Below are 21,547 nucleotides of genomic sequence, written 5' to 3' on the forward strand. Positions count from 1 at the left end.
GAGGTAAAACGTTACACCTCCAGTAAGGCAAATAAAACCTGAGTAACGCGAAATACTGTGATTTGACGCTCATTAATGTTCGGTAAAACGTTTTATCATTTTTTTATCTCAGCAGAGGCTGAGCTTTTTTTAAGCCAGGAGCATCTATGTCGGCCACCCCTGTTAAACAAAAAATCACGCTCTGGGAATTTTTCCAGAGCCTTGGAAAGACCTTTATGTTGCCCGTCGCCCTGCTCTCTTTTTGCGGCATTATGTTGGGCATTGGCAGTTCGCTGAGCAGCCACGACGTCATTACCCTGATCCCGTTCCTCGGCAATCCGGTTCTGCAGCTGATCTTCACCTGGATGAGCAAAGTCGGCTCTTTTGCCTTCACTTATCTGCCGGTGATGTTCGCCATTGCCATTCCGTTGGGGATGGCGCGTGAGAACAAAGGCGTGGCTGCCTTCTCCGGTTTCGTCGGATTTGCGGTGATGAACCTGGCAGTAAACTTCTGGCTGAATGCCAAAGGCATTCTGCCAACCACCGACGCGACTGTTCTGAAAGCCAATAACATCCAGAACATCATCGGCATTCAGTCAATTGATACCGGTATTCTGGGGGCGGTGATCGTCGGTATTATCGTTTTTTATCTGCATGAACGTTTTCACACCATCCGCCTGCCAGATGCGCTGGCATTCTTCGGTGGCACACGTTTTGTCCCGATTATCACCACTCTGGTCATGGGTCTGGTCGGCCTGGTTATTCCGTTGATCTGGCCTGCATTTGCGGCAGCCATCACCGGCCTGGGCTGGGTGATTAACGGCGCGGGTGAGTTTGGACCGATGATTTTTGGTACCGGCGAACGTCTGCTGCTGCCGTTTGGCCTGCAGCATATTCTGGTGGCGATTATCCGCTTTACCGATGCGGGCGGCACCCTGGACGTCTGCGGACACAGCGTCAGCGGTGCGCTGACCATCTTCCAGGCGCAGCTCTCCTGTCCGACCACCAGCGGCTTCTCTGAAAGCGCCACCCGCTTCCTTTCGCAGGGTAAAATGCCTGCCTTCCTCGGCGGCCTGCCGGGTGCGGCGCTGGCGATGTATCACTGTGCACGTCCAGAAAACCGCCACAAAATTAAAGGTCTGCTGATCTCCGGCGTGGTGGCCTGCGTGGTTGGCGGCACCACCGAACCGATTGAATTCCTGTTCCTGTTCGTCGCGCCAGTGCTGTATGTGATCCACGCGCTGCTGACCGGTTTGGGCTTCACCGTAATGGCGGTGCTGGGCGTGACCATTGGTAATACCGACGGCAACGTTATCGACTTCGTGGTGTTTGGTATTCTGCATGGCCTGTCGACCAAATGGTATTATGTGCCGGTGGTGGCAGCGATCTGGTTTGCCGGTTACTACCTGATTTTCCGCTTCGCTATCACCCGCTTCAATATCAAAACGCCAGGGCGTGATATTGATAACACCACAAGCATGGAGAAAAACTTCTCCAGCGCCGTGGCCGGAAAATCAGGCTACAACACCCCTGCGATCCTTGCGGCTCTGGGTGGCATGGAGAATATCACCTCACTGGATAACTGCCTGACACGTCTGCGTCTGCAGGTGAAAGATATGAGCCTGGTGGACGACGCCGCATTAAAGGCCAACCGCGTGATCGGCGTGGTGCATCTTAACCAGCACAGTCTGCAGGTGGTGATTGGCCCGCAGGTGCAGTCGGTGAAAGATGAAATGGCCAGCCTGATGCAGCCTGCCCCGGTCTGACCAGGCAAGAGCAAAGGAATAAACCAGCCTGAGCGTAAGCAAAAGGCCTGACGCACTGGTCTGACTGAAACCGGCGCCTTCACGGCGCCGTTTTATTTGAGGATGTTATGTCTGATTTTGACCGCGTAATCGACCGCCACGGCAGCTGGTGTACCCAGTGGGACTTTGTGGCCGACCGTTTTGGCCGCGACGATCTGCTGCCTTTCACCATCTCCGATATGGATTTCGCCACCGCGCCCTGCATTACCGCCGAGTTGCACAAACGAGTGGCGCATGGCGTGCTGGGTTACAGCCGCTGGCAGCACGATGATTTTCTCTCCTCCATTACTCACTGGTATCAGATGCGTTTTGAGGTTACTGCCAGACCAGAGCAGATCGTTTATGGTCCGTCAGTGATCTACATGGTGGCGCAAATGATCCGCCACTGGTCACAGCCGGGTGATGGCGTGGTGATCCACACTCCCGCCTACGATGCGTTTTACAAAGCGATTGAAGGAAATCAGCGCAACGTGCTGGCTCTGCCGCTGCGTCGTGTGAATGCTGAGTGGCAATGTGATATGGCAGAGCTGGAAACGCTGCTGGCGCGTGATGATTGCAAAGTGCTGCTGCTGTGCAGCCCGCATAATCCGACCGGCAAAGTCTGGCAGCGCCAGGAGCTGGAGCAGATGTCTGCGCTGTGCCAGCGGCACAACGTTCGGGTGATCAGCGACGAAATCCATATGGATATGGTGACGGGAGAGGCGCAGCATCTTCCCTGGTCAGAAGTGGCGAGCGGACGCTGGGCGCTGTTCACCTCAGCTTCAAAGAGCTTCAACATTCCGGCTCTGACCGGCGCTTATGGCTTTATCAGCGATGAACAGGACCGCGCGGCCTGGTTTCAGGCGCTGAAGAATGCCGATGGTCTCTCATCTCCTGCCGTGCTGGCCGTGGCCGCGCATATTGCGGCTTATCGCCACGGCAGCCACTGGCTGGATGCGCTGCGTGATTACCTCCGCGACAACCTGCAGCATGTGGCCCGACGGTTGAATGAGGCTTTCCCTGAACTCAAATGGCAGCCTCCGCAGGCCACCTACCTGGCGTGGATCGATCTGAATCCGTTGGCGATCGATGAGCATCAGCTGCAAAAAGAGCTGATAGAACAGCAAAAGGTGGCGATCATGCCCGGTTATACCTACGGCCCTGAAGGTCAGGGATATCTCCGGCTGAACGTCGGCTGCCCGCGCAGTAAAGTGGATGACGGGCTGGACCGCTTGATTGCCGGAATTGCGCGCTGCCACTCAGCCAGGCTCAAATAATCGGCAGTTAAAAAAGGGATTGCGCAATTCGCTGGCGGAGTTGCGCAAAATGTTTTTATACTGTTCTGCACTTTACGGTTAACAACAGAGTGCACTCACATGATCGACAGCCAGCTTCCCCTCACCGACATTCATCGCCACCTTGATGGCAATATTCGTGCACAAACCATTCTTGATTTAGGCCGCGAGTTTAACCTGACCCTACCCGCCTCCACGCTGGAGACGTTACGCCCGCACGTGCAGGTAACCAGCAACGAGCCGGACCTGGTCAGCTTCCTGCAGAAGCTGGACTGGGGCGTGAAGGTGCTGGGCTCGCTGGATGCCTGCCGTCGCGTGGCGATGGAAAACGTGGAGGATGCCGCCCGCGCGGGTATTCACTACGCGGAGTTGCGTTTCTCTCCCGGCTATATGGCTATGACCCATAACCTGCCGGTTGCTGGCGTGGTGGAGGCGGTCATCGACGGGATCCGCGCCGGTTGCCAGCAGCATGATATTGAGGTGCGGCTGACAGGTATCATGAGCCGGACCTTTGGCGAGGAAGCCTGTCTGCGCGAGCTGGAAGGTTTACTGGCCCATCGCGACGGCATCACTGCCCTCGACCTGGCCGGAGACGAGTTGGGCTTTCCGGGCAGCCAGTTCCTCAGCCATTTCAACCGCGCGCGTGATGCCGGATTCCGCATTACCGTTCATGCTGGCGAAGCAGCAGGTCCGGAGAGCATCTGGCAGGCTATCCGCGAGCTGGGTGCCGAGCGTATCGGGCATGGCGTGAAGGCGGTGGAAGATCCGGCACTGATGGATTTCCTCGCGGCACACCAGATTGGCGTGGAATCCTGCCTGACTTCCAACATCCAGACCAGTACCGTCTCTTCACTGGCACATCATCCACTGGTGACGTTCCTTGACCACGGCATTCTGGCAACCATCAACACCGATGACCCGGCGGTTCAGGGCATTGAGCTGGCGCATGAATATCAGGTGGCTGCACCTGCGGCAGGACTGAGCCGGGAGCAGATCCGTACCGCGCAGGAGAACGGCCTGAAGATTGCGTTTTTAAGCGAAACAGAGAAACAGGCTATTCGCGCCAAAGTGGCAGCCTGAATTTACGGGCGTCTTCGGGGACGCCCACTATCAGGAGATAAACGGAAAAAAACAGGAGTAAGTGAATAAATATTTATTTCAAGAGGGATATTGAGTAAATGAAAAAAAAGAACGACATCAGATGCCGTTCTTTTTTAATTATCAGGGAAGAAAAAGTTATTTCAGCGACAGCGTCTGGCGTTTTTCCGCAGACTGCAGGCCCAGTTCAATCAGCTCCATCACCTGAATTGCCTCTTCCGCCGTTACCGGATTGTTACCATCACCATTTATTGCATCGCGGATACCGGCGTAATAAGCAGGATAGTTGCCAGGCGTGGTCAGCAGCGTCTCTTCTGCCATCAGATCGCCGTTAGCTAACGTCACCACGCCATCGCGCATATCGTAACCCCAGTCTTCCTGCGGCGGGCGGGCACCCGCTTTAAGGTTATCTTCCTGCGGGTCAAGACCGTACTTCACGTAGCTGCCTTTGGTGCCGTGAACCTGGTAACGGGCAGATTCTGCAGCCACCAGCATGCTGGCGTGCAGCACCACACGGCGCTGAGGATAGGTCAGCACGGCATGGAAGTAATCCGTGGTCTGGGCACCCGGACGCAGTTCAGCCATATCAACGTTAATCGCCACTGGCGAACCGAACAGCTGCAAAGCCTGGTCAATCACGTGCGGCCCCAGATCGTACCAGATGCCGCTACCTGCACCCTTCTGCTCGCGCCAGCGGTTACGTACTTCCGGACGAAATCGGTCAAAATGCGATTCGAAATAACGCACTTCACCCAGCGTGCCCTGCGCCAGCAATGTTTTCAGCGTCAGGAAATCACTGTCCCAGCGGCGGTTATGGAACACTGACAGCAGCAGCCCTTTGGCTTTTGCCAGCGCATCCAGTTCACGGGCCTGCGAAAGGGTCACGGTGAAAGGCTTATCAACCACCACGTGCTTACCGGCATTCAGCGCGGCTTTCGCCAGCGGGAAATGGGTGTCATTCGGCGTCGGAATTACGATCAGCTGCAGCGAAGGGTCATCAAACAGCGCCTGTGGGTCCGACACTACCTGAGTGGTTGGCCAGTCGGCATGGACTTTGCCGGCATCGCTGCTGGAGACAACCGCCAGTTCCATCCCGGCGGTGCCCGCGATTAACGGGGCATGGAAGGTCTTGCTGGCGAAGCCGTAACCGACCAGCCCTACACGAATTTTGTCGCTCATTTGCATTCCTCTTGTCTCTGACCCTGATGATTTAAGACCATCATCCGGGTAAGAACAAGCGGGAATTACCTTAATTGTTTCCCCGTCATACTTCGAGTTGCATGTGCGTTGGCTGCACGAGCACACCTCCAGTCACTTACCAGAGTAAGATCCTGGGGATTTGCTCGCTGGCCGCCTGCCTGAAACTCGAATTATTTAGGGGAGGATTGTTACTGGTTGGCACTTCTGGGCAAATCCCAGGTCTCCTGGGCGACCAGCGCATCATGCGCATCATGCGAGCGGCGGCGGAAGTCGCTGGGACTGACGCCAACCCTTTTACGAAACACACGGGAGAAATAGAGCTGATCGTCGTAGCCGACAATGCGACCCACGGTGGCGATCGGTTCCTGAGTATTCTGCAGCAGCATCTTGGCGCGGATCACCCGCTGATCCTCACGCCAGCGCAGTAGATTCACGCCCATCTGCTCGCGGAACAGGTGGGCCAGCCGCGAAGGAGAAAGGCAGACGTGGTTGGCTACCTCGTCGATTTTCAGTTCCCCGGCCAGATTACTGGTGACAAACTGGCAGGCCTCAATTACCCGCGGATCGCGGATTTGCTGATGGCTGCGCGGATCTTCTTCCACCGCCCGCAACAACAACCGCTCCAGCAGATTCATCGCCAGCTCTTCGGCAAAGCGTCGCCCTGAAGTGTGAGTCTGCTCAATATTGGCGAACAACCTTTCGAATTCCCCGCGCAGCGGTTCCGGCAACCTGAGCCGCCCGACGCTGCGGGTTTCATCCTGCCACACCAGCCAGTCGCTCCAGTAGGCTCGCGGGCGGAAGTAGATCCAGCGATGGTGCCAGCTGTCGCTTCCCGGCGATCGACCATAGTAATGCGGCGTTTTTGGCCGGAACAGCAGCAGGTCGCCGGGTTCACAGTCGAAAGCGTCCTCGCCGCTGAACACCTGACCGCGTCCTTTGGTAGTCAGGTTAATGATATAGCCCTTCATGCCCTGAGGCCGGTCAATAAAAAAATCGAGAGGATCACCCGCGTTAATCGGCGTCAGTCCGGCCACCAGCCAGGCATTAAAGGGATAGCCGGGTAGCAGCGGGTTTGATTGCGCCACCGGGGCTAAACGATGATACATGACGCCTCCTCAGGCCGTTTTGGCTTTCTGTTTGTAGCGGTCGAAAATCACCGCAGCTAACAGTATCAGACCGCGCACCACGTACTGTGAGAACGGCGAGATATTGAGAAGATTCATCGCATTCTCAACCGTACCAAGGATCAGCACCCCGGCCACCACGTAGGAAATTTTGCCGATGCCGCCCTTCAGCGACACGCCACCCAGCACGCAGGCTGAGATAACAATCAGCTCATAGCCCAGCGAAGTCATGGGCTGTCCGCTGGTCATGCGTGAGGCGAGGATAATACCCGCGGCGGCCGAAACCAGCCCGGAGAGAATAAAGATAATGATGCGGGTACGCACCACCGGCACGCCTGCCAGTCTTGCCGCTTCTTCATTGCCACCAATCGCCAGCGTGTTGCGGCCAAACGTGGTTTTATTCAGCAGGAAGCCAAAAATCACCATGGTGCCGATGGTCAGCCAGACCGGCGCAGGTACGCCAAGCCAGTTGGCATATCCCAGCGCAAAAAAGCGTTCATCTTCAATACCCACCGCCTTACCGTCGGAAAAAATATAGGCCAGGCCGCGTACAATTTGCATCGTTGCCAGCGTGGTGATCAGTGCATTGATCTTCAGCTTCGCAATCACAAAGCCGTTGATAAAGCCGCAGGCCACACCGAGCAGCAGACCGGCAGCGATGCCAATCCACAAGCTTTCGGTCATATTGATCACCACTGCGGTGGTGACCCCGGCGCAGGCAATTACTGAAGCGACGGAAAGATCGAAATCGCCTGAGGCCAGGCAGAACAGCATGCCGCAGGCCACCATGCCGGACATCGACATCGCCAGTCCAAGCCCCTTCATATTGATCAGCGAGCCAAAGTTCGGCACAAACAAGGTGCAGCAAATAAACAGCACGGCAAACACGACCAGCATGCCGAAGTTATCCCAGATGCGGCCCAGGTTAACGCGCTGAGAGCGTACCGGTGGCGTCGCGGAGGAAGTGGTGGAAGATGACATCAGAGATCTCCTTCAGATCAGGCCACAGCGGCAGTTTTTTGGGTGGTTTTTGGCATAGCCAGGCTCAGGGTTAGCGCTTCAGTGGCTTCAGAATGGCTCAGCTCACCGGCGATTTCCCCTTCGCGCATCACCAGGATACGGTCGGCCAGCCCCATGACTTCGGGCAGGTCGCTGGAGGCGAACAGCACCGCGATGCCCCTATCCGCCAGCGCATAAATCAGGTTATAGATTTCATGCTTCGCTCCCACATCAATGCCGCGGGTCGGCTCATCCAGCAGGATCACTTTCATCTCTTCCGAAAGCCAGCGTCCGAGGATCGCTTTCTGCTGGTTACCGCCGGACAGGTTCATGATCGGCTGGTCCGCCGAAGGGGTTTTGATATTCAGTGAATGAATATGGGACTCAGCATTTTTGCTTTCCCAGCGATTATCAATCAGGCATCCGGCGGTCAGGTTGTTGCGACGGGCGCTGATATTGATGTTGTCGCGCACTGAATGCACCGGGATGATGCCATCAGCCTTACGGTCTTCCGGACAGAGCAGAATTCCGGCACGAATAGCATGAGCAGGCTCTCTGACCACCAGCTTTTCACCATCCAGCAACAGCTCGCCGCCGGTCAGTCTGGTTGCGCCAAAAAGGCCTTTCATCAGCTCGCTGCGCCCGGCACCGACCAGGCCAAATAGCCCAACGATTTCCCCGGCACGCACGCTGAGGGAAACGGGCATCCGCACGCCTTTAGCCTGCACGTTATTCAGCTGCAGTCTGATTTCACCCGTTTTTCGCGGTGAATAGCCGTAGATGTCGCCAATTTCGCGACCGACCATTGCCTGCACCAGTTGATCATGGCTGGTTTGACTGACATCTTTGAACGTCCGCACGTAGCGTCCGTCTTTAAACACGGTAATCGCATCGCTGAGGGCAAAAATCTCCTCCATACGGTGTGAGACATACAGCACAACTCTTCCCTGTTCACGCAACTGGCGGATCACCCGGAACAGATGCTCAATCTCACGAGCGGAAAGCGAGCTGGTTGGCTCATCAAAGGCGATCACTTTGGCATTTCGCGCCAGAGCTTTCGCAATCTCCACCATCTGCCACTGCCCCAGAGAGAGGTTTTTCAGCGGCGTATCCGGATCGATATCCATACCAAGGTTCTGCAACTGCTGGCCCGCTTCATAACGCAGCAGCGAGCGATTCACAAAACCAGCCCGCTGCGGCAACTGGCCAAGGTAGATATTTTCAGCCACCGACATCTCCGGGATCAGATGCAACTCCTGATAGATGATGGCAATCCCCGCATCCAGCGCATCGGTGGTGTGAGTGAAGCTGACCGGCTGGCCTTTCACGCGGATTTCGCCGCTACTGGGCTGATAGCTGCCGCTGAGGATCTTCAGCAGCGTGGATTTTCCGGCACCGTTTTCGCCCATCAGCGCGTGAACCTCGCCAGCCGCACAGTCAAAACTGATATCCTGAAGCGCCTTGACACCGGGGAAGGTTTTACCGATACCGTGGAAGCTGAGATAAGGGGGTTGCGTGCTCATTGATCCTCCTGCATACGTGACACTGTAACCTTAGGGCCGCCTGATGCGCGGCCCTCTGTGGTTTTACATCAGGCCTTTTTTAGCCAGCTCGGTTTTGAAGTTGTCGCGGGTAATCAGCACCACATCAGTTACTTCGGTAAATTTCGGTGGTTCGGTCCCTTTGGTTACCCAGTTGTAGAGCATTTGCGTGCTCTTGTAGCCATGCACGTCCGGGCTTGGCAACAGCGAGCCATAGAAGCCGGTTGGCTGACCTTTCGACAGTTCGCTGACCGCATCCACGCCGTTAATGCCGATACCAATCACATCCGGTGCTTTGAACCCCTGGCCTTCAGTGGCGCGCACGCCGCCGAGGACGGTGTTGTCGTTCATACCGAGGATCAGCCAGTGTTTCACGCCGGGATGCTGCACCAGCAGCGAATTACCGGCATCGAATGCGCCAGGGATATCATTGGATTTGGTCGGGACTTTGTAGATCTGCGCTGCCAGGAAACCGGCCGCTTTCAACGCATCCATTGAGCCGGTAGTGCGGCGACGGGCGGTATCCAGTTCATCGGCGGTGATCGCCATCACACCGGTATCTTTCGCCTCCCATCCGCGCTTTTTCATCTCCTTATACAGCTCCTGCCCCTGACGCTCGCCGATTTTGGTGGCCGCCATCATCACCAGCGGCACGGTGTCCATGGGCTTCCCTTTTGCGGTGACAAACTGGTCATCCACCGCGATCACCTTAAGGTCATAGCTGCGCGCTTTGGCCTCAATAGCCGAACCCAGTTTCGGGTCAGGCGTGCAGATAACAAAACCTTTAGCCCCACTGGCGGCCAGACTGTCAATGGCGTTCAGGGTTTTTTCCCCGTCGGGAACGGCAATTTTGATCACTTCAAAACCCAGCTCTTTACCGGCTTTATCGGCAAACTTCCACTCGGTCTGGAACCAGGGTTCCTCTGGCTGCTTGACCAGGAAACCCAGCTTCAGGGTCTCCGCCATAGCCGATTGTGACATAACGGCTGCGAGGCCAACGGCGGCCAGCGCGTGGGAAATTTTGTGCATGAGGCTCTCCGGCAAAGTCACCGCTTTTGGCGGTGTGATGTAAACGGTATCAATTGGAATGCCTGAACGCTTAACAGGCTGTAATAACGATTCATTCGGGCCATGACACCCGTTAAGGCACCGATAAGCGCTAGTTGTATCGGGATTAATTCCGTGAAAGGGAGAGCGTTATCACACCCTGAGATAACAGCAGATTCGTGCATATATTCAGCCAGTTTAATCAACTCATTACATTTGACCGCGGTCACAAAAGCGCCTCTGATGACAGAAAAGTGCATATCTACAGCGTTCGCTTCCTAACCGCCCCGGCCGCGGCTTCTTAGGGTAGTAAGACAGCAGTTACCTACCGCCAGGAGATCAGATAATGCAGTTGGGTGCTATCACTATAGGGCTGGATTTTGGCAGCGATTCAGTCCGCGCACTGGCGGTCGATTGTGCCAGTGGAGAAGAGTTGCAGACGCAGGTTGTTGCCTATCCACGCTGGCAGGCAGGCCAGTTCTGTCTGAGCCGCATTAACCAGTTTCGTCACCATCCACAGGACTATATCGATGCTTTTGAACAGGCAATTGGTGACGTTGTCACTAAACTGTCACCTGAACAACGGCTGAATGTGGTTGGCATCGGCGTGGACTCCACGGGATCGACCCCTGCTCCCATCGACCGCGACGGCAACGTGCTGGCGCTACGTCCTGAGTTTGCGGAAAACCCCAATGCGATGTTTGTGTTGTGGAAAGACCACACCGCCATTAAAGAAGCTGAGGAGATTACCGCACTCTGTCACAGCGGGAAGTTTGAAGATTACTCGCGCTTTATCGGTGGCATTTACTCATCGGAATGGTTCTGGGCCAAAATCCTGCACGTCAGCCGTGAAGATGCAGCAGTGCGTGAGGCAGCAGTGTCGTGGATTGAGCTGTGCGACTGGGTTCCGGCCCTGCTCAGTGGCACCACGGCACCACAAGCCATTCGCCGCGGCCGCTGCGCCGCCGGGCATAAATCGCTGTGGCATCCCGACTGGCAGGGGCTGCCAACAGCAGAATTTCTTGACGAGCTTGATCCGATACTGACCCGGCATCTTGACTTCCCACTGTTCACAGAGACGTGGACCGCCGATCTGCCAGTCGGAAAAATCACGTCAGAATGGGCCAGCCGCCTTGGCTTGCCAGAGAGCGTCACCCTTTCCGGCGGTGCTTTTGACTGCCATATGGGCGCGGTGGGTGCTGGTGCCGGACCTTACACACTGGTTAAAGTTATCGGCACCTCGACCTGCGACATCCTGATTGCCGACCAGAACCGCGTGGGCAGCCGGGCGATTAAGGGGATCTGCGGACAGGTTAACGGCAGCGTGATGCCGGAGATGATCGGGCTGGAAGCAGGACAGTCGGCGTTTGGTGATATGTATGCGTGGTTCAGCCACCTGCTGAGCTGGCCGCTGACCAGGGCTGCAGAGCAGCACCCTCATCTGCAGACAGAGCTGGCAGGCATCCAGAAGAACCTGCTTAACGAACTCACTACCGCCTGGGCTGCCGATCCGCAGCTGGATCACCTGCCGGTAGTACTGGACTGGTTCAATGGACGTCGCACACCTTTCGCCAACCAGCGCCTGAAAGGCGTGATCACCGATCTGAACCTTGGCACCGATGCCCCGGCACTGTTCGGCGGATTTATAGCCGCCACCGCTTTCGGTGCACGCGCCATTATGGAGTGTTTTGAGCAGCAGGATATCCCGGTTGAAAGCCTGCTGACGCTGGGTGGTATCGCCCGCAAATCCCCGGCAATCATGCAAGTGTGCTGTGATGTGATGAACCGGCCGCTGGATATCGTCGCCTCTGATGAGTGCTGTGCGCTGGGCGCAGCGATTTTTGCTGCCGTCGCCGCCGGAGTGCATGCCGATGTCCCTGCCGCCCAGCAGAAAATGGCCAGTCCGATTGCCACCACCCTGCAACCAGACGCCTCTCGCGTCGAAAATTATCAGCAACTTTATTTGCGTTACCTTCAGTGGTGTGAAACGTCCGAACCGCTGTTCGCCGCGCGCCCGTCCAAAATTTAAGGAGAATTGTATGACTCAGCTTAACGCGCTTAACGTGTGGTTTGTGATTGGTACTCAGCATCTTTATGGCGCGGAGACGTTACGTCAGGTCGAACATCATGCTCAGCAGGTGGTGGACGGGCTTAACCGTGAGGGCAATCTGCCCTTCACCCTGACCCTGAAACCGCTGGTGAAAAGTCCGGACGAAGCGCTGGCGCTGTGCCGACTGGCCAACCATGCCGAAGAGTGTCTGGGTATTGTCACCTGGCTGCATACCTTCTCACCGGCAAAAATGTGGATTGGCGGCCTGTCGATCCTGAATAAACCGCTGCTGCAGTTCCATACCCAGTTCAACGCCGAGATCCCCTGGGACAGCATGGATATGGACTTTATGAATCTGAACCAGACGGCGCACGGCGGCCGTGAGTTTGGTTTTATCGGTGCGCGGATGCGTCTGCCACACAGCGTGATCACTGGCCACTGGCAGGATAAAACCGCTCAGGAACGACTCGGAAAATGGATGCGGGCCGCAGCGGCGAAGCAGGCCAGCCAGAACCTGAAAGTGGCGCGTTTCGGCGATAACATGCGTGAAGTGGCGGTAACGGAAGGCGACAAAGTGGCCGCGCAGATCCAGTTTGGCTATGCCGTTAACGGCTGGGGCGTGGGCGATCTGGTTGAGGTGATCAACAACGTGACTGATGGCGACATTAATGCGCTGGTCGATGAATACGAGAGCCTGTATGACTTCACCCCGGTTGCCGCGATCAACGGCGAAAAGCGGCAGAACGTGCTGGATGCGGCGAAAATCGAGCTGGGGATCAAACGCTTCCTGCAGACCGAAGGTTGTATGGCCTTCACCACCAACTTTCAGACGCTGCACGGCATGACGCAGCTGCCCGGGCTGGCGGTACAACGTCTGATGGCGCAGGGCTACGGTTTCGCCGGTGAAGGTGACTGGAAAACTGCCGCGCTGCTGCACATCTTCAAAGTGATGGCGACTGGCCTGCCGGGCGGCACCTCGTTTATGGAGGATTACACCTATCACTTCGCACCGGGTAATGAGCTGGTGCTGGGTTCGCATATGCTGGAGGTCTGCCCCTCCATTGCCAGGGAATCCCGCCCGCTGATTGACGTGCAGTATCTGGGTATCGGTGGCAAAGCCGATCCGGCCAGGATGATCTTCTCCACGCCAGCCGGGCGTGCCGTAAACGCCAGCGTCATTGATATGGGCGACAGGTTCCGCCTGCTGGTTAACGTGGTGGATGCTATCGAACAGCCCAAACCGCTGCCAAAACTGCCGGTTGCCCGCGCCCTGTGGAAAGCCCAGCCATCACTGACCACGGCCTCTGAAACCTGGATTCTCGGCGGCGGAGCGCACCACACGGTGTTCAGCCAGGCGCTGACGGTGGACGATATGCGGCAGTACGGTGAGATGCATGGGATTGAAGTATTGGTGATTGATGAAGAGACTACGCTGCACGGGTTTAAGGACGCCCTGCGCTGGAACGAGGCTTATTACCGTCTGAATCAGCGTTAAAGAGGCCACGATTTACGGCTTCGCGGTACAGGCCAGAGAATGAAAGCAGGACCGACCGGGCAGAGAGAGAATTTCACCTTTTCTGCCCGGCGGGTTTGTAACAGGAACACTGTTTTATTTAGCGAATATCAAACGCCATAAACATGCCGTTATTAAACCACTTCACCGTAGCGCCGGCATCATTGATAAACCAGCCTGCTTCACCCATTTTCGAACCCAACCAGCCACTTTTCTCTTCTGTTGCAGTGGCCAGACCAACGGCGTTCACAATATTTTGCGAGCTATTAAAATAGCCTGAGTAACCAGTTTTAAACCAGTCGGTGGTGCCCCACAGATCCATCAAATCACTTTGTGACATATCAGCTCCGCTGACTGCCTTCATTTCCATTGAATTTAACTGACGCATAATATCTCCATATCATTATTGCAATAAGCCATGAAAACAAAAGTTTTTTGGCTATCACCATTTTTCTCAGCGGGACAATAAGCGAGGTCGACTAAGAGTGAAATAGTGAAAAAAGGAATAATTGCTAAGATGGTCGAAATTTCCCCTGACCACTAAAAACGCAGTTTGACGGTTAACTATTATATTTCCGGGGCGAATGAGATATTCAGCATGTGCATAATTTTATTTATAGTTCCGACAGCAACAGCCCTTTCTGAATAAAAGTGATGCGGGTGGTGTAGCCATTAGCATGTGGGGTTATCCGTATAAGCGGACTGTGTCGCGCAGGGACCCGCGACTCAAGCCTACAAGGATGTATTTACGGCGTGTCCGTGTTCCGGATAACCCCTCCAGCTATCACCCGACACTACAGCGATCACCCATCGGATAACCCCTCCAGCGATCGTCTGACACTTCAGCGCCAGCCACCACGTCCCTATGTCGGCAACCGCTTAACCGGCGCATTCTGCTGCCGATCCCACATCACCGTCAGCAATCTTTGCAGCGCAATAAAGGCAAAAAGCAAAATCCCTATAGCGATCTTGGTCCACCACGAACTCAGCGTACCGTCAAAATTAATCCAGGTCTGGATCAACCCCTGAATCAGCACCCCAAACAACGTCCCCAGCACCGTGCCGACGCCCCCCGAAAGCAGCGTCCCGCCGATCACCACTGAGGCAATCGCGTCCAGCTCCACGCCCATTCCCGCCAGTGCATAACCCGCCGAGGTGTAGATCGAGAAGACAATCCCGGCCAGCGTCGCCAGCGCCGAAGACAGCATATAGATTCGCACCGTGGTGCTGCGCGTCGAAATTCCCATCAGCTGCGCGGAAGTCGCATTGCCGCCAATCGCATATACCTGATTACCAAAGCGACTGCGGTGCGCCAGCACAATCCCCACCACGACCACCACCAGCATCACCACCGCCAGCAAGCTCAGCCTGCCACCGCCGGGGATCTTCCAGGCCATACTGGACAACGTCTCATACAGCGGATGATCTATCGGAATCGAACTCTCCGCTACCAGATAACTGCTGCCGCGCAGGAAAAACATCCCCGCCAGAGTAATGATAAAAGCCGGGATCTTCAGCGCATCAATCAGCCAGCCCATCATTGCGCCAAATGCGGAACCCATCACCATCACCAGCGCAAACGCCAGCCACGGATCCAGATGGTAATCCCCTATCATTCTCGCCAGAAATACACCGGTGAAAGCAATCACCGCGCCAACAGACAGATCGATGCCGCCGGAGAGAATAACGAAGGTCATGCCCACCGCGATAATACCGAGGAAAGCATTATCAGTGAGGATATTGGCAATCACACGGGTGGAGGCGAAGCCCGGAAACTGACTCAGGCAGAACAGATATCCCGCCACAAACACCAGCAGCGTGATCATTAACGGCAGATGACGTTTAAACACGCGGGCGCCCTCTTTTAAACAGTTGAATAAAGCGCGGTGACTGGATTAACAGTACAGCCATCACCACCACGGCTTTCACCACCTGATTCAGTTCCGGCGGAAAACCCGACAGCAAAATGCCGGTATTCATCGCCTGAATAATCAGTGCGCCAATCAGCGACAGCAGCAAATTGAAGCGCCCGCCCATCAGCGAAGCACCGCCAATCACCACCGCCAGAATCGCGTCCAGCTCCAGCCATAACCCGGCATTATTGGCATCCGCGCCGCGAATGTCCGCCGTGACGATCAGTCCGGCTACTGCTGCGCACAGACCGCTGATCACATAGGTGCTCATTACCACCAGCCAGCCGTTTACCCCGGCGTTACGGGCTGCCCGCAGATTGATCCCCACCGCTTCGATAAACATTCCCAGCGCGGTTTTTCTCGTCAACAGCCACACCAGCGCCACCATCACCAGCGTGATCCACACCGGAACCGGGAACAGCCACAGCGTGCCGCTGCCCAGATGGGCCAGTGACTCGCTGTCAAAGGTCACGATTTGTCCTTGCGTGATCAGCTGTGCAATACCACGTCCGGCCACCATCAGGATTAAAGTGGCAACGAACGGCTGGATCTTCAGCAACGCCACCAGCACACCATTCCATAATCCACACAGCACGCCGGTCGCCAGCGTGACCAGAATGATCAGCGGCAGACTGTGCCCGGAAACGGTCAGCGTCGCCGCCGTGGCACCGGCAATGGCCATTACCGCTCCCACCGACAGGTCGATGCCGCCAGTGGCAATCACCAGCGTCATGCCAATCGATAACAGCGCGACCGGCGCGGCGCGGTTCAGGATATCAATCGGGCTGCCAAACAGGCGACCATCCTGCAGATGAATGGCGAAGAAGTTATGCGCCACCAGACTGTCGACGATCAGCACCAGTACCAGCGCGGCGATCTGCGGCAGCCCGGCGGGCAATTTACGTTTAGACATGGGCGATTTCCCCGGCACCAGATGTGACTCAAGCATGTTGCGCCCCTCCCGCCGCGATAGCATTAACGATGGAGGCAACGGAAAGCTGCTCCAGTGGGATCTCCGCCACCTGCTGACGGTCACGCAGGATCAGCACGCGATCCGCATAACCTACCAGTTCCTCCAGCTCCGATGAGATCACCAGCAACGCCAGACCATCGGCGCACAGGGATTCAATCAGACGGATAATTTCGGCATGCGCCCCGACATCGATGCCACGTGTCGGCTCATCGAGGATCAGGAACTGCGGTTTGGTCACCAGCCAGCGGGAAAGCAGCACCTTTTGCTGATTACCACCGGAAAGCAGCTCCACTGGCTGATCGGCATGTGGCGTGCGGATACCGAGGCTTTTGATAAAGCGCTCAGCAATCTGCTGCTGCTCGCGTCGCTTGATCGGCCGTAACCAGCCGCGCTGGGCCTGCAATGCGAGGATAATGTTCTCCCGTACCGAAGCAGCACCAACAATACCGTCCGTTTTGCGATCTTCCGGACAGAAACCCATGCCCAGTTTTGAAGCCTGGGCAGGCGTGCGGATAGTCCGTTTTTTTCCCCTGATGAAGGCGCTACCGCTGTCGGCCCGCTTTATGCCGAACAGCAATTCTGCTGTTTCGGTGCGTCCTGACCCCAGCAAACCGGCCAGACCGACGGCTTCGCCGGGACGCACGCTCAGGCTGAAGGGTTCAAGCGTCCCTTTTTTGCCATAATCTTTAAATTCCACTACCGGCTGATTGCTCTTCAGCGTGCTCCCGGCGCGCTGCAGAGCGGTCTCCAGCAGCTCACGTCCCAGCATCAGTTTGATCAGTTCAATCTGCGGCAGCTCGCTGGTTTTCCGCGTGGCTACAAATTGCCCGTTGCGCAGCACGGTAATGCGGTCGCTGACTTTATAGACCTGGTCGAGAAAGTGGGTGACGAAAATCAGGCTCATGCCCTTCGCTTTCAGCTGGTTCATCAGCGTGAAAAGCATCTCCACTTCGCTGGCGTCCAGGCTGGCGGTGGGTTCATCAAGAATTAACACCTGTGCAGAAAGATCCACCGCGCGACAGATGGCAATGATCTGCTGCATGGCAACCGAATACTGACCGAGCGGCCGGGTCACATCCAGCTCAAACCCGTAGGTTTTCAGCAAGTTCTGCGCCTTTTTCACCAGCATTTTGCGGTCAATAAAACCAAACCGACGCGGTTCACGCCCGATAAAAAGGTTATCCGCCACCGACATATTAGGCAGCAGATTGACCTCCTGATAAACCGTGCCAATTCCGGCATCCTGCGCTTCCGCCGTACTCTGCGGGTTAATGGTTTTGCCTGCCAGAGCGATCGTCCCGGCATCGCGTTTATACACGCCGGTAAGCACTTTAATCAGCGTGGATTTACCCGCACCGTTTTCACCCAGCAGCGCCATGATTTCGCCACTGTGAATATCAAAAGAGACGTTATCCAGCGCCTTAACGCCGGGAAAGGCTTTGCTGACGCCGCGGATATCCAGCAGCACGTCAGAAGATGTTGTCCGGGTTGTCATACGGCTTCGCCTCAACCATAAAAAAAGCCGCCTGCGGACAGGCGGCGCGGTGGTCAGTAACCCATGCCTTTTTTCTTGTCTAACTGAGACTGTGCGTCAGCGGGCAGGTAAAGCTTCGATTCGGTTTTGATAATTTTTGGCGGCATGGTGCCATCTTTTTTGAATTTCTCCAGCGCATCGAATGCCGGGCCAGCCATATTTGGCGTCAGCTCAACGTTGGCATTTGCTTCACCGGCCAGCATTGCCTTATATATATCGGGCACGCCGTCGATAGAACCGGTCAGAATATCTTTGCCCGGCTTAAGTCCCGCCTCTTTAATAGCCTGAATGGCACCGATAGCCATATCATCGTTGTGCGCATAAACCATGCAGATGTTTTTGCCGTTATTCTCCGCCTTAATAAAGCTCTCCATTACTTCTTTCCCCTTACTGCGGGTGAAGTCGCCGGACTGAGAACGGATAATTTTAATGCCTGGCGTCCCTGCTATCGCATCAGCAAACCCTTTTTTACGGTCAATGGCGACGCTGGCACCTACAGTTCCCTGTAACTCAACCACATTACAGGGCTTGCCGGCTTGTTTTTTCACCAGCCAGTCACCGATCAATTTCCCTTCGTAAACGTTATCCGCTGTGACCACCGCCATATACAGCGACTTGTCTTTCACCACGATGGCGCGGTCAAGCAGGAACACCGGGATTTTGGCATCTTTTGCTTCTTCCAGTACCGGTTCCCAGCCTGTCTGCACTACCGGCGCGATGAAAATAGCATCAACGCCCTGGGCGATAAACGAACGTACCGCCTTGATCTGGTTCTCCTGTTTCTGCTGGCCGTCAGCAATTTTCAGCGTAATCCCACGCTTTTGGGCTTCACTTTTGGCGACGGTGGTTTCTGCCGCACGCCAGCCCGATTCGGAGCCAACCTGCGAAAAACCAACCGTCATGGATTCTGCCAGCGCCGTGCCGGATAAGCTGGCGCTGATGAGTGTGGTTAAAAGTAAACGCTTCCACATGGTCAAATTTCCTCTGATGGGATTCAGTCTTGTAGGGTTAAACGCCACTCAAGCCTGGACTAATAGCGGAAAAACATTTTCGACAAAGCTCACAAATTACAACAATTAAAGGGGGTTACGTGATTCGTGAGAAGAGTGTCTTATCAACAGGATATGGACAAAATGCGTGGAATCTGAAGAGGTCATGTTAAATAAGTGTAATAAAGATAAGCGCTTATCCGCAAGCGGAATGGAAACGATTACAACACCGGATCAGGTTCTGTCATGGCAGGCGGGAAAATGATCGGCAAGGTTAATTCCTGAATTTGTGAGCCAAGGCACATATGTAAGTACCAGAGAATGAAAATTGCACCGCTATCACTATTAGTGTCAGAAAAATAAGTCAGAACCTTACTCTTTATTCCGAATTTACGTCTTTTTTGCAATTATCAGTATGGACACTCAGCCCGCCAGCCATATACTTGGCTCCCCTAACTCTCTGACCGTATCGGCCATCATGACAGTTCAAGAATATCTGTTGAAATTTCGTAAAGTTAGTTCGCTGGAAACCCTGGAAAAGTTGTTTGATCATCTTAATTATTCGCTGACGGATAATAACGAGATTGTGAACATGTACCGCGCTGCCGATCACCGTCGCGCAGAGCTGGCCTCTGGCGGACGCCTGTTCGATCTGGGGTGTGTGCCGAAATCCGTCTGGCGCTATGTGATATAAACTTTTTCTAACGTTATAATCTGAACTGTTTTTTACGTATAATCCTTTGTCCATATCGTGCGTGACTCGTTTGGACTGCAAACGGTCAACCTCACCCGTTCAGAAGGATTCATCGTGGCTGTAGATTCAAAACCGCGCATCGCCGGGCTCCTGCTCGTTCCACTCGCCTGGCTGCTGATGACCATGCTGACCAGCGCTCTGGTTGTCGCCATGTATTTAAGCGCGTTACTGACGCCTGACCTGCGCAATGCCCTGTTCAATAACACGCATGCCTTCACTCTGCAGTGGAGTATTTCGCTGGGGACTTCACTGATTGTCTGGTGTTACAGTCTGTGGGTGACGTGGATTTTCTGCAAACGTTCGCGACGCCTGCCGAAGCATTATATTGTCTGGCTGCTGGTGACCGTGCTGCTGGCAATTAAAACCTTTGCTTTCTCGCCCGTCAGCGATGCGGCGGCAATCAGAACCCTGCTTATCGCCCTGCTGGCTGCCGCTATCCTGGTGCCCTACTTTAAACGTTCACAACGAGTTAAAAACACCTTTATTGAACCCTGAAATTCAGGCGCCTTTCAGGCAGAGCACCTGATAAGCCAGCAGTGAATAACTGGCAGATTCAGGTGCTGCTCCCCCTTCTGTCAGCCCATTTGCCGATAAAGAAAATTCTGTATCAACAGCTTCAGCAGGCAACGCCAGCCTGACCGGTTTTCCGGTGAGGTTGGCATACAGCCAGTAACGCTGACTGCCACGGGACAATACCAGCGACGCCATTTCCCCAGTAAAACTCGCCTGATAACGGCTGCCCACCAGTCCGGCCAGAAATCTCACCACGTACCAGGCCGGCCAGGGTCGGCTCTGTTCCCCGCCATTGAATGGCTGCAGCCCTGCTTTGCCACACAGAGCCGCCGGACACCAGTGACTGACGCCGGAACCCTGTAGCTGCGCCAGATAGCCCACCAGCCAGCAGGCAAAAAACAGCCCCCGCTGGCGGGGATCGGCATCCGTCATGGTCAGGCGAATATTGTCCGGGTTGGGGTAAACACCTGCACCGTAGGGATTGCTGCGCATGCTGATCGTGCCCGGGCCGAGGTGATAAGGCTTATTGTCGCCGATAAATGAGCGCGTGGTGCGGGTGATATAAGGCAGCGATTCCAGCGTCTGCATGACCGCCAGATCCGCAGCATCATGGACCACCGGGCAGGTGGCATGGCTGATAAAGCTAGCCATATCAACGGGCGGCCGCTTACGGTTCAGCTCGGTAAAATAGCTGATCATCCCGCCGCCCAGCTCCGTGTGCGGAAAGATCTCCCGGGCTGCCCGGTAAATGTCCTCCAGCGGTGGACACCACGGCCATTCACTGCCCGGAGGCGTGGAGATTAAATCCGCATCCGGAGAAACCATCACCGACACCGGCTGCACGTCAAGCGTCTGCACCTGCTGCCAGAATGCCGTCAGCGCGGGCCGGAAATCCTGCTCCGGATCCACCGGCAGCACATACTCGATGCGCAGCGGTAAGGTTATTCCCTTTACCCGCAGCTGTTGCAGAAAAATGTTCAGCAGCGACAGGTCCAGCCCGTGCTGGCGGGGATCGCAGTGATAAAGCAGGTATCCCGGCATCAGCGACTGCAGCATCTCCGCACAGCGCCGGTCTGTCAGCAGCTCCGGCGTCAGCAGGCAACCCACCGCAGGGATGATCCCCGCCTGCTCTCCTTCCGGCGGATGGAGGGGAATCTCCACTGCCGGAACTGACACGGAGGCAGCAGAGAAGATCAGCTGCTGTTCAATTCGCTCTCCTGCGGCAATCCGGTAAGGCCACT

Annotated in this window: 18 protein-coding genes; 7 read left to right on the forward strand and 11 right to left on the reverse strand. The window is 55.5% G+C overall.

Going from position 1 to position 21,547, the window contains the following annotated elements; genetic code table 11:
• The first annotated feature begins 146 nt into the window (after positions 1 to 146).
• The 3 genes from malX to add all read left to right on the forward strand — a co-directional run bounded on the left by malX (position 147) and on the right by add (position 4,138).
• Complete coding sequence (gene malX / locus AC3Y5R_RS03305; protein WP_489920123.1) at positions 147 to 1,745, forward strand: maltose/glucose-specific PTS transporter subunit IIBC; 1,599 nt, start codon at positions 147 to 149, stop codon at positions 1,743 to 1,745.
• A 107-nt stretch (positions 1,746 to 1,852) separates the two neighbouring features.
• On the forward strand, positions 1,853 to 3,040 hold the full coding sequence (locus AC3Y5R_RS03310) for a MalY/PatB family protein (protein WP_489920124.1): 1,188 nt from the start codon (positions 1,853 to 1,855) through the stop codon (positions 3,038 to 3,040).
• A 99-nt stretch (positions 3,041 to 3,139) separates the two neighbouring features.
• Entirely contained in the window at positions 3,140 to 4,138 is a 999-nt protein-coding gene (gene add / locus AC3Y5R_RS03315) for an adenosine deaminase (protein ID WP_489920125.1), read from the forward strand.
• A gap of 156 nt (positions 4,139 to 4,294) precedes the next feature.
• Here add and AC3Y5R_RS03320 read toward each other — a convergent pair whose 3' ends face one another.
• The 5 genes from AC3Y5R_RS03320 to AC3Y5R_RS03340 all read right to left on the reverse strand — a co-directional run bounded on the left by AC3Y5R_RS03320 (position 4,295) and on the right by AC3Y5R_RS03340 (position 10,049).
• Entirely contained in the window at positions 4,295 to 5,335 is a 1,041-nt protein-coding gene (locus tag AC3Y5R_RS03320; protein ID WP_489920126.1) for an oxidoreductase, read from the reverse strand.
• 209 nt (positions 5,336 to 5,544) lie between these two features.
• On the reverse strand, positions 5,545 to 6,462 hold the full coding sequence (gene araC, locus AC3Y5R_RS03325) for an arabinose operon transcriptional regulator AraC (protein WP_158781348.1): 918 nt from the start codon (positions 6,460 to 6,462) through the stop codon (positions 5,545 to 5,547).
• 9 nt (positions 6,463 to 6,471) lie between these two features.
• Positions 6,472 to 7,461, reverse strand: a complete 990-nt coding sequence (gene araH, locus AC3Y5R_RS03330) for an L-arabinose ABC transporter permease AraH (RefSeq protein ID WP_489920127.1) — start codon at positions 7,459 to 7,461, stop codon at positions 6,472 to 6,474.
• Positions 7,462 to 7,478: 17 nt separating this feature from the next.
• Entirely contained in the window at positions 7,479 to 9,002 is a 1,524-nt protein-coding gene (araG, locus tag AC3Y5R_RS03335; protein ID WP_489920128.1) for an L-arabinose ABC transporter ATP-binding protein AraG, read from the reverse strand.
• Positions 9,003 to 9,065: 63 nt separating this feature from the next.
• Complete coding sequence (locus AC3Y5R_RS03340; RefSeq protein WP_489920129.1) at positions 9,066 to 10,049, reverse strand: arabinose ABC transporter substrate-binding protein; 984 nt, start codon at positions 10,047 to 10,049, stop codon at positions 9,066 to 9,068.
• A 364-nt stretch (positions 10,050 to 10,413) separates the two neighbouring features.
• Here AC3Y5R_RS03340 and AC3Y5R_RS03345 point away from each other — a divergent pair, with 364 nt between their 5' ends.
• Together AC3Y5R_RS03345 and araA are read left to right on the forward strand one after the other, a co-directional pair.
• Positions 10,414 to 12,096, forward strand: coding sequence for a ribulokinase (locus tag AC3Y5R_RS03345; protein WP_489920130.1), 1,683 nt, complete (start codon positions 10,414 to 10,416; stop codon positions 12,094 to 12,096).
• Positions 12,097 to 12,106: 10 nt separating this feature from the next.
• Complete coding sequence (gene araA / locus AC3Y5R_RS03350; RefSeq protein WP_489920131.1) at positions 12,107 to 13,612, forward strand: L-arabinose isomerase; 1,506 nt, start codon at positions 12,107 to 12,109, stop codon at positions 13,610 to 13,612.
• A 118-nt stretch (positions 13,613 to 13,730) separates the two neighbouring features.
• On the opposite strand, the gene AC3Y5R_RS03355 is transcribed toward araA, so the two are convergent.
• The 5 genes from AC3Y5R_RS03355 to ytfQ all read right to left on the reverse strand — a co-directional run bounded on the left by AC3Y5R_RS03355 (position 13,731) and on the right by ytfQ (position 19,021).
• On the reverse strand, positions 13,731 to 14,018 hold the full coding sequence (locus AC3Y5R_RS03355) for a hypothetical protein (protein ID WP_489920132.1): 288 nt from the start codon (positions 14,016 to 14,018) through the stop codon (positions 13,731 to 13,733).
• 475 nt (positions 14,019 to 14,493) lie between these two features.
• Positions 14,494 to 15,480, reverse strand: a complete 987-nt coding sequence (gene yjfF / locus AC3Y5R_RS03360) for a galactofuranose ABC transporter, permease protein YjfF (RefSeq protein WP_489920133.1) — start codon at positions 15,478 to 15,480, stop codon at positions 14,494 to 14,496.
• A complete protein-coding gene (gene ytfT / locus AC3Y5R_RS03365) occupies positions 15,473 to 16,492 on the reverse strand; it encodes a galactofuranose ABC transporter, ATP-binding protein YtfT (RefSeq protein WP_489920134.1) in 1,020 nt (339 codons plus the stop codon). Before ytfT ends, yjfF begins: the two co-directional genes overlap by 8 nt.
• Entirely contained in the window at positions 16,485 to 18,011 is a 1,527-nt protein-coding gene (gene ytfR, locus AC3Y5R_RS03370; protein ID WP_489920135.1) for a galactofuranose ABC transporter, ATP-binding protein YtfR, read from the reverse strand. Before ytfR ends, ytfT begins: the two co-directional genes overlap by 8 nt.
• Positions 18,012 to 18,064: 53 nt before the next feature.
• Positions 18,065 to 19,021 (reverse strand): galactofuranose ABC transporter, galactofuranose-binding protein YtfQ, encoded by a 957-nt coding sequence (gene ytfQ / locus AC3Y5R_RS03375; RefSeq protein ID WP_158781329.1) that lies wholly within the window; start codon positions 19,019 to 19,021, stop codon positions 18,065 to 18,067.
• 496 nt (positions 19,022 to 19,517) lie between these two features.
• Between ytfQ and ydgT the strand changes: the two genes are divergently transcribed.
• On the forward strand, positions 19,518 to 19,733 hold the full coding sequence (gene ydgT, locus AC3Y5R_RS03380; RefSeq protein ID WP_158781327.1) for a transcription modulator YdgT: 216 nt from the start codon (positions 19,518 to 19,520) through the stop codon (positions 19,731 to 19,733).
• Positions 19,734 to 19,847: 114 nt separating this feature from the next.
• Positions 19,848 to 20,288, forward strand: coding sequence for a DUF2569 domain-containing protein (locus AC3Y5R_RS03385; RefSeq protein WP_158781325.1), 441 nt, complete (start codon positions 19,848 to 19,850; stop codon positions 20,286 to 20,288).
• 3 nt (positions 20,289 to 20,291) lie between these two features.
• On the opposite strand, the gene AC3Y5R_RS03390 is transcribed toward AC3Y5R_RS03385, so the two are convergent.
• Complete coding sequence (locus tag AC3Y5R_RS03390; protein WP_489920173.1) at positions 20,292 to 21,482, reverse strand: D-apionate lactonase family protein; 1,191 nt, start codon at positions 21,480 to 21,482, stop codon at positions 20,292 to 20,294.
• Positions 21,483 to 21,547 lie beyond the last annotated feature (65 nt).

This window comes from Erwinia sp. 009765445, from assembly GCF_058137865.1.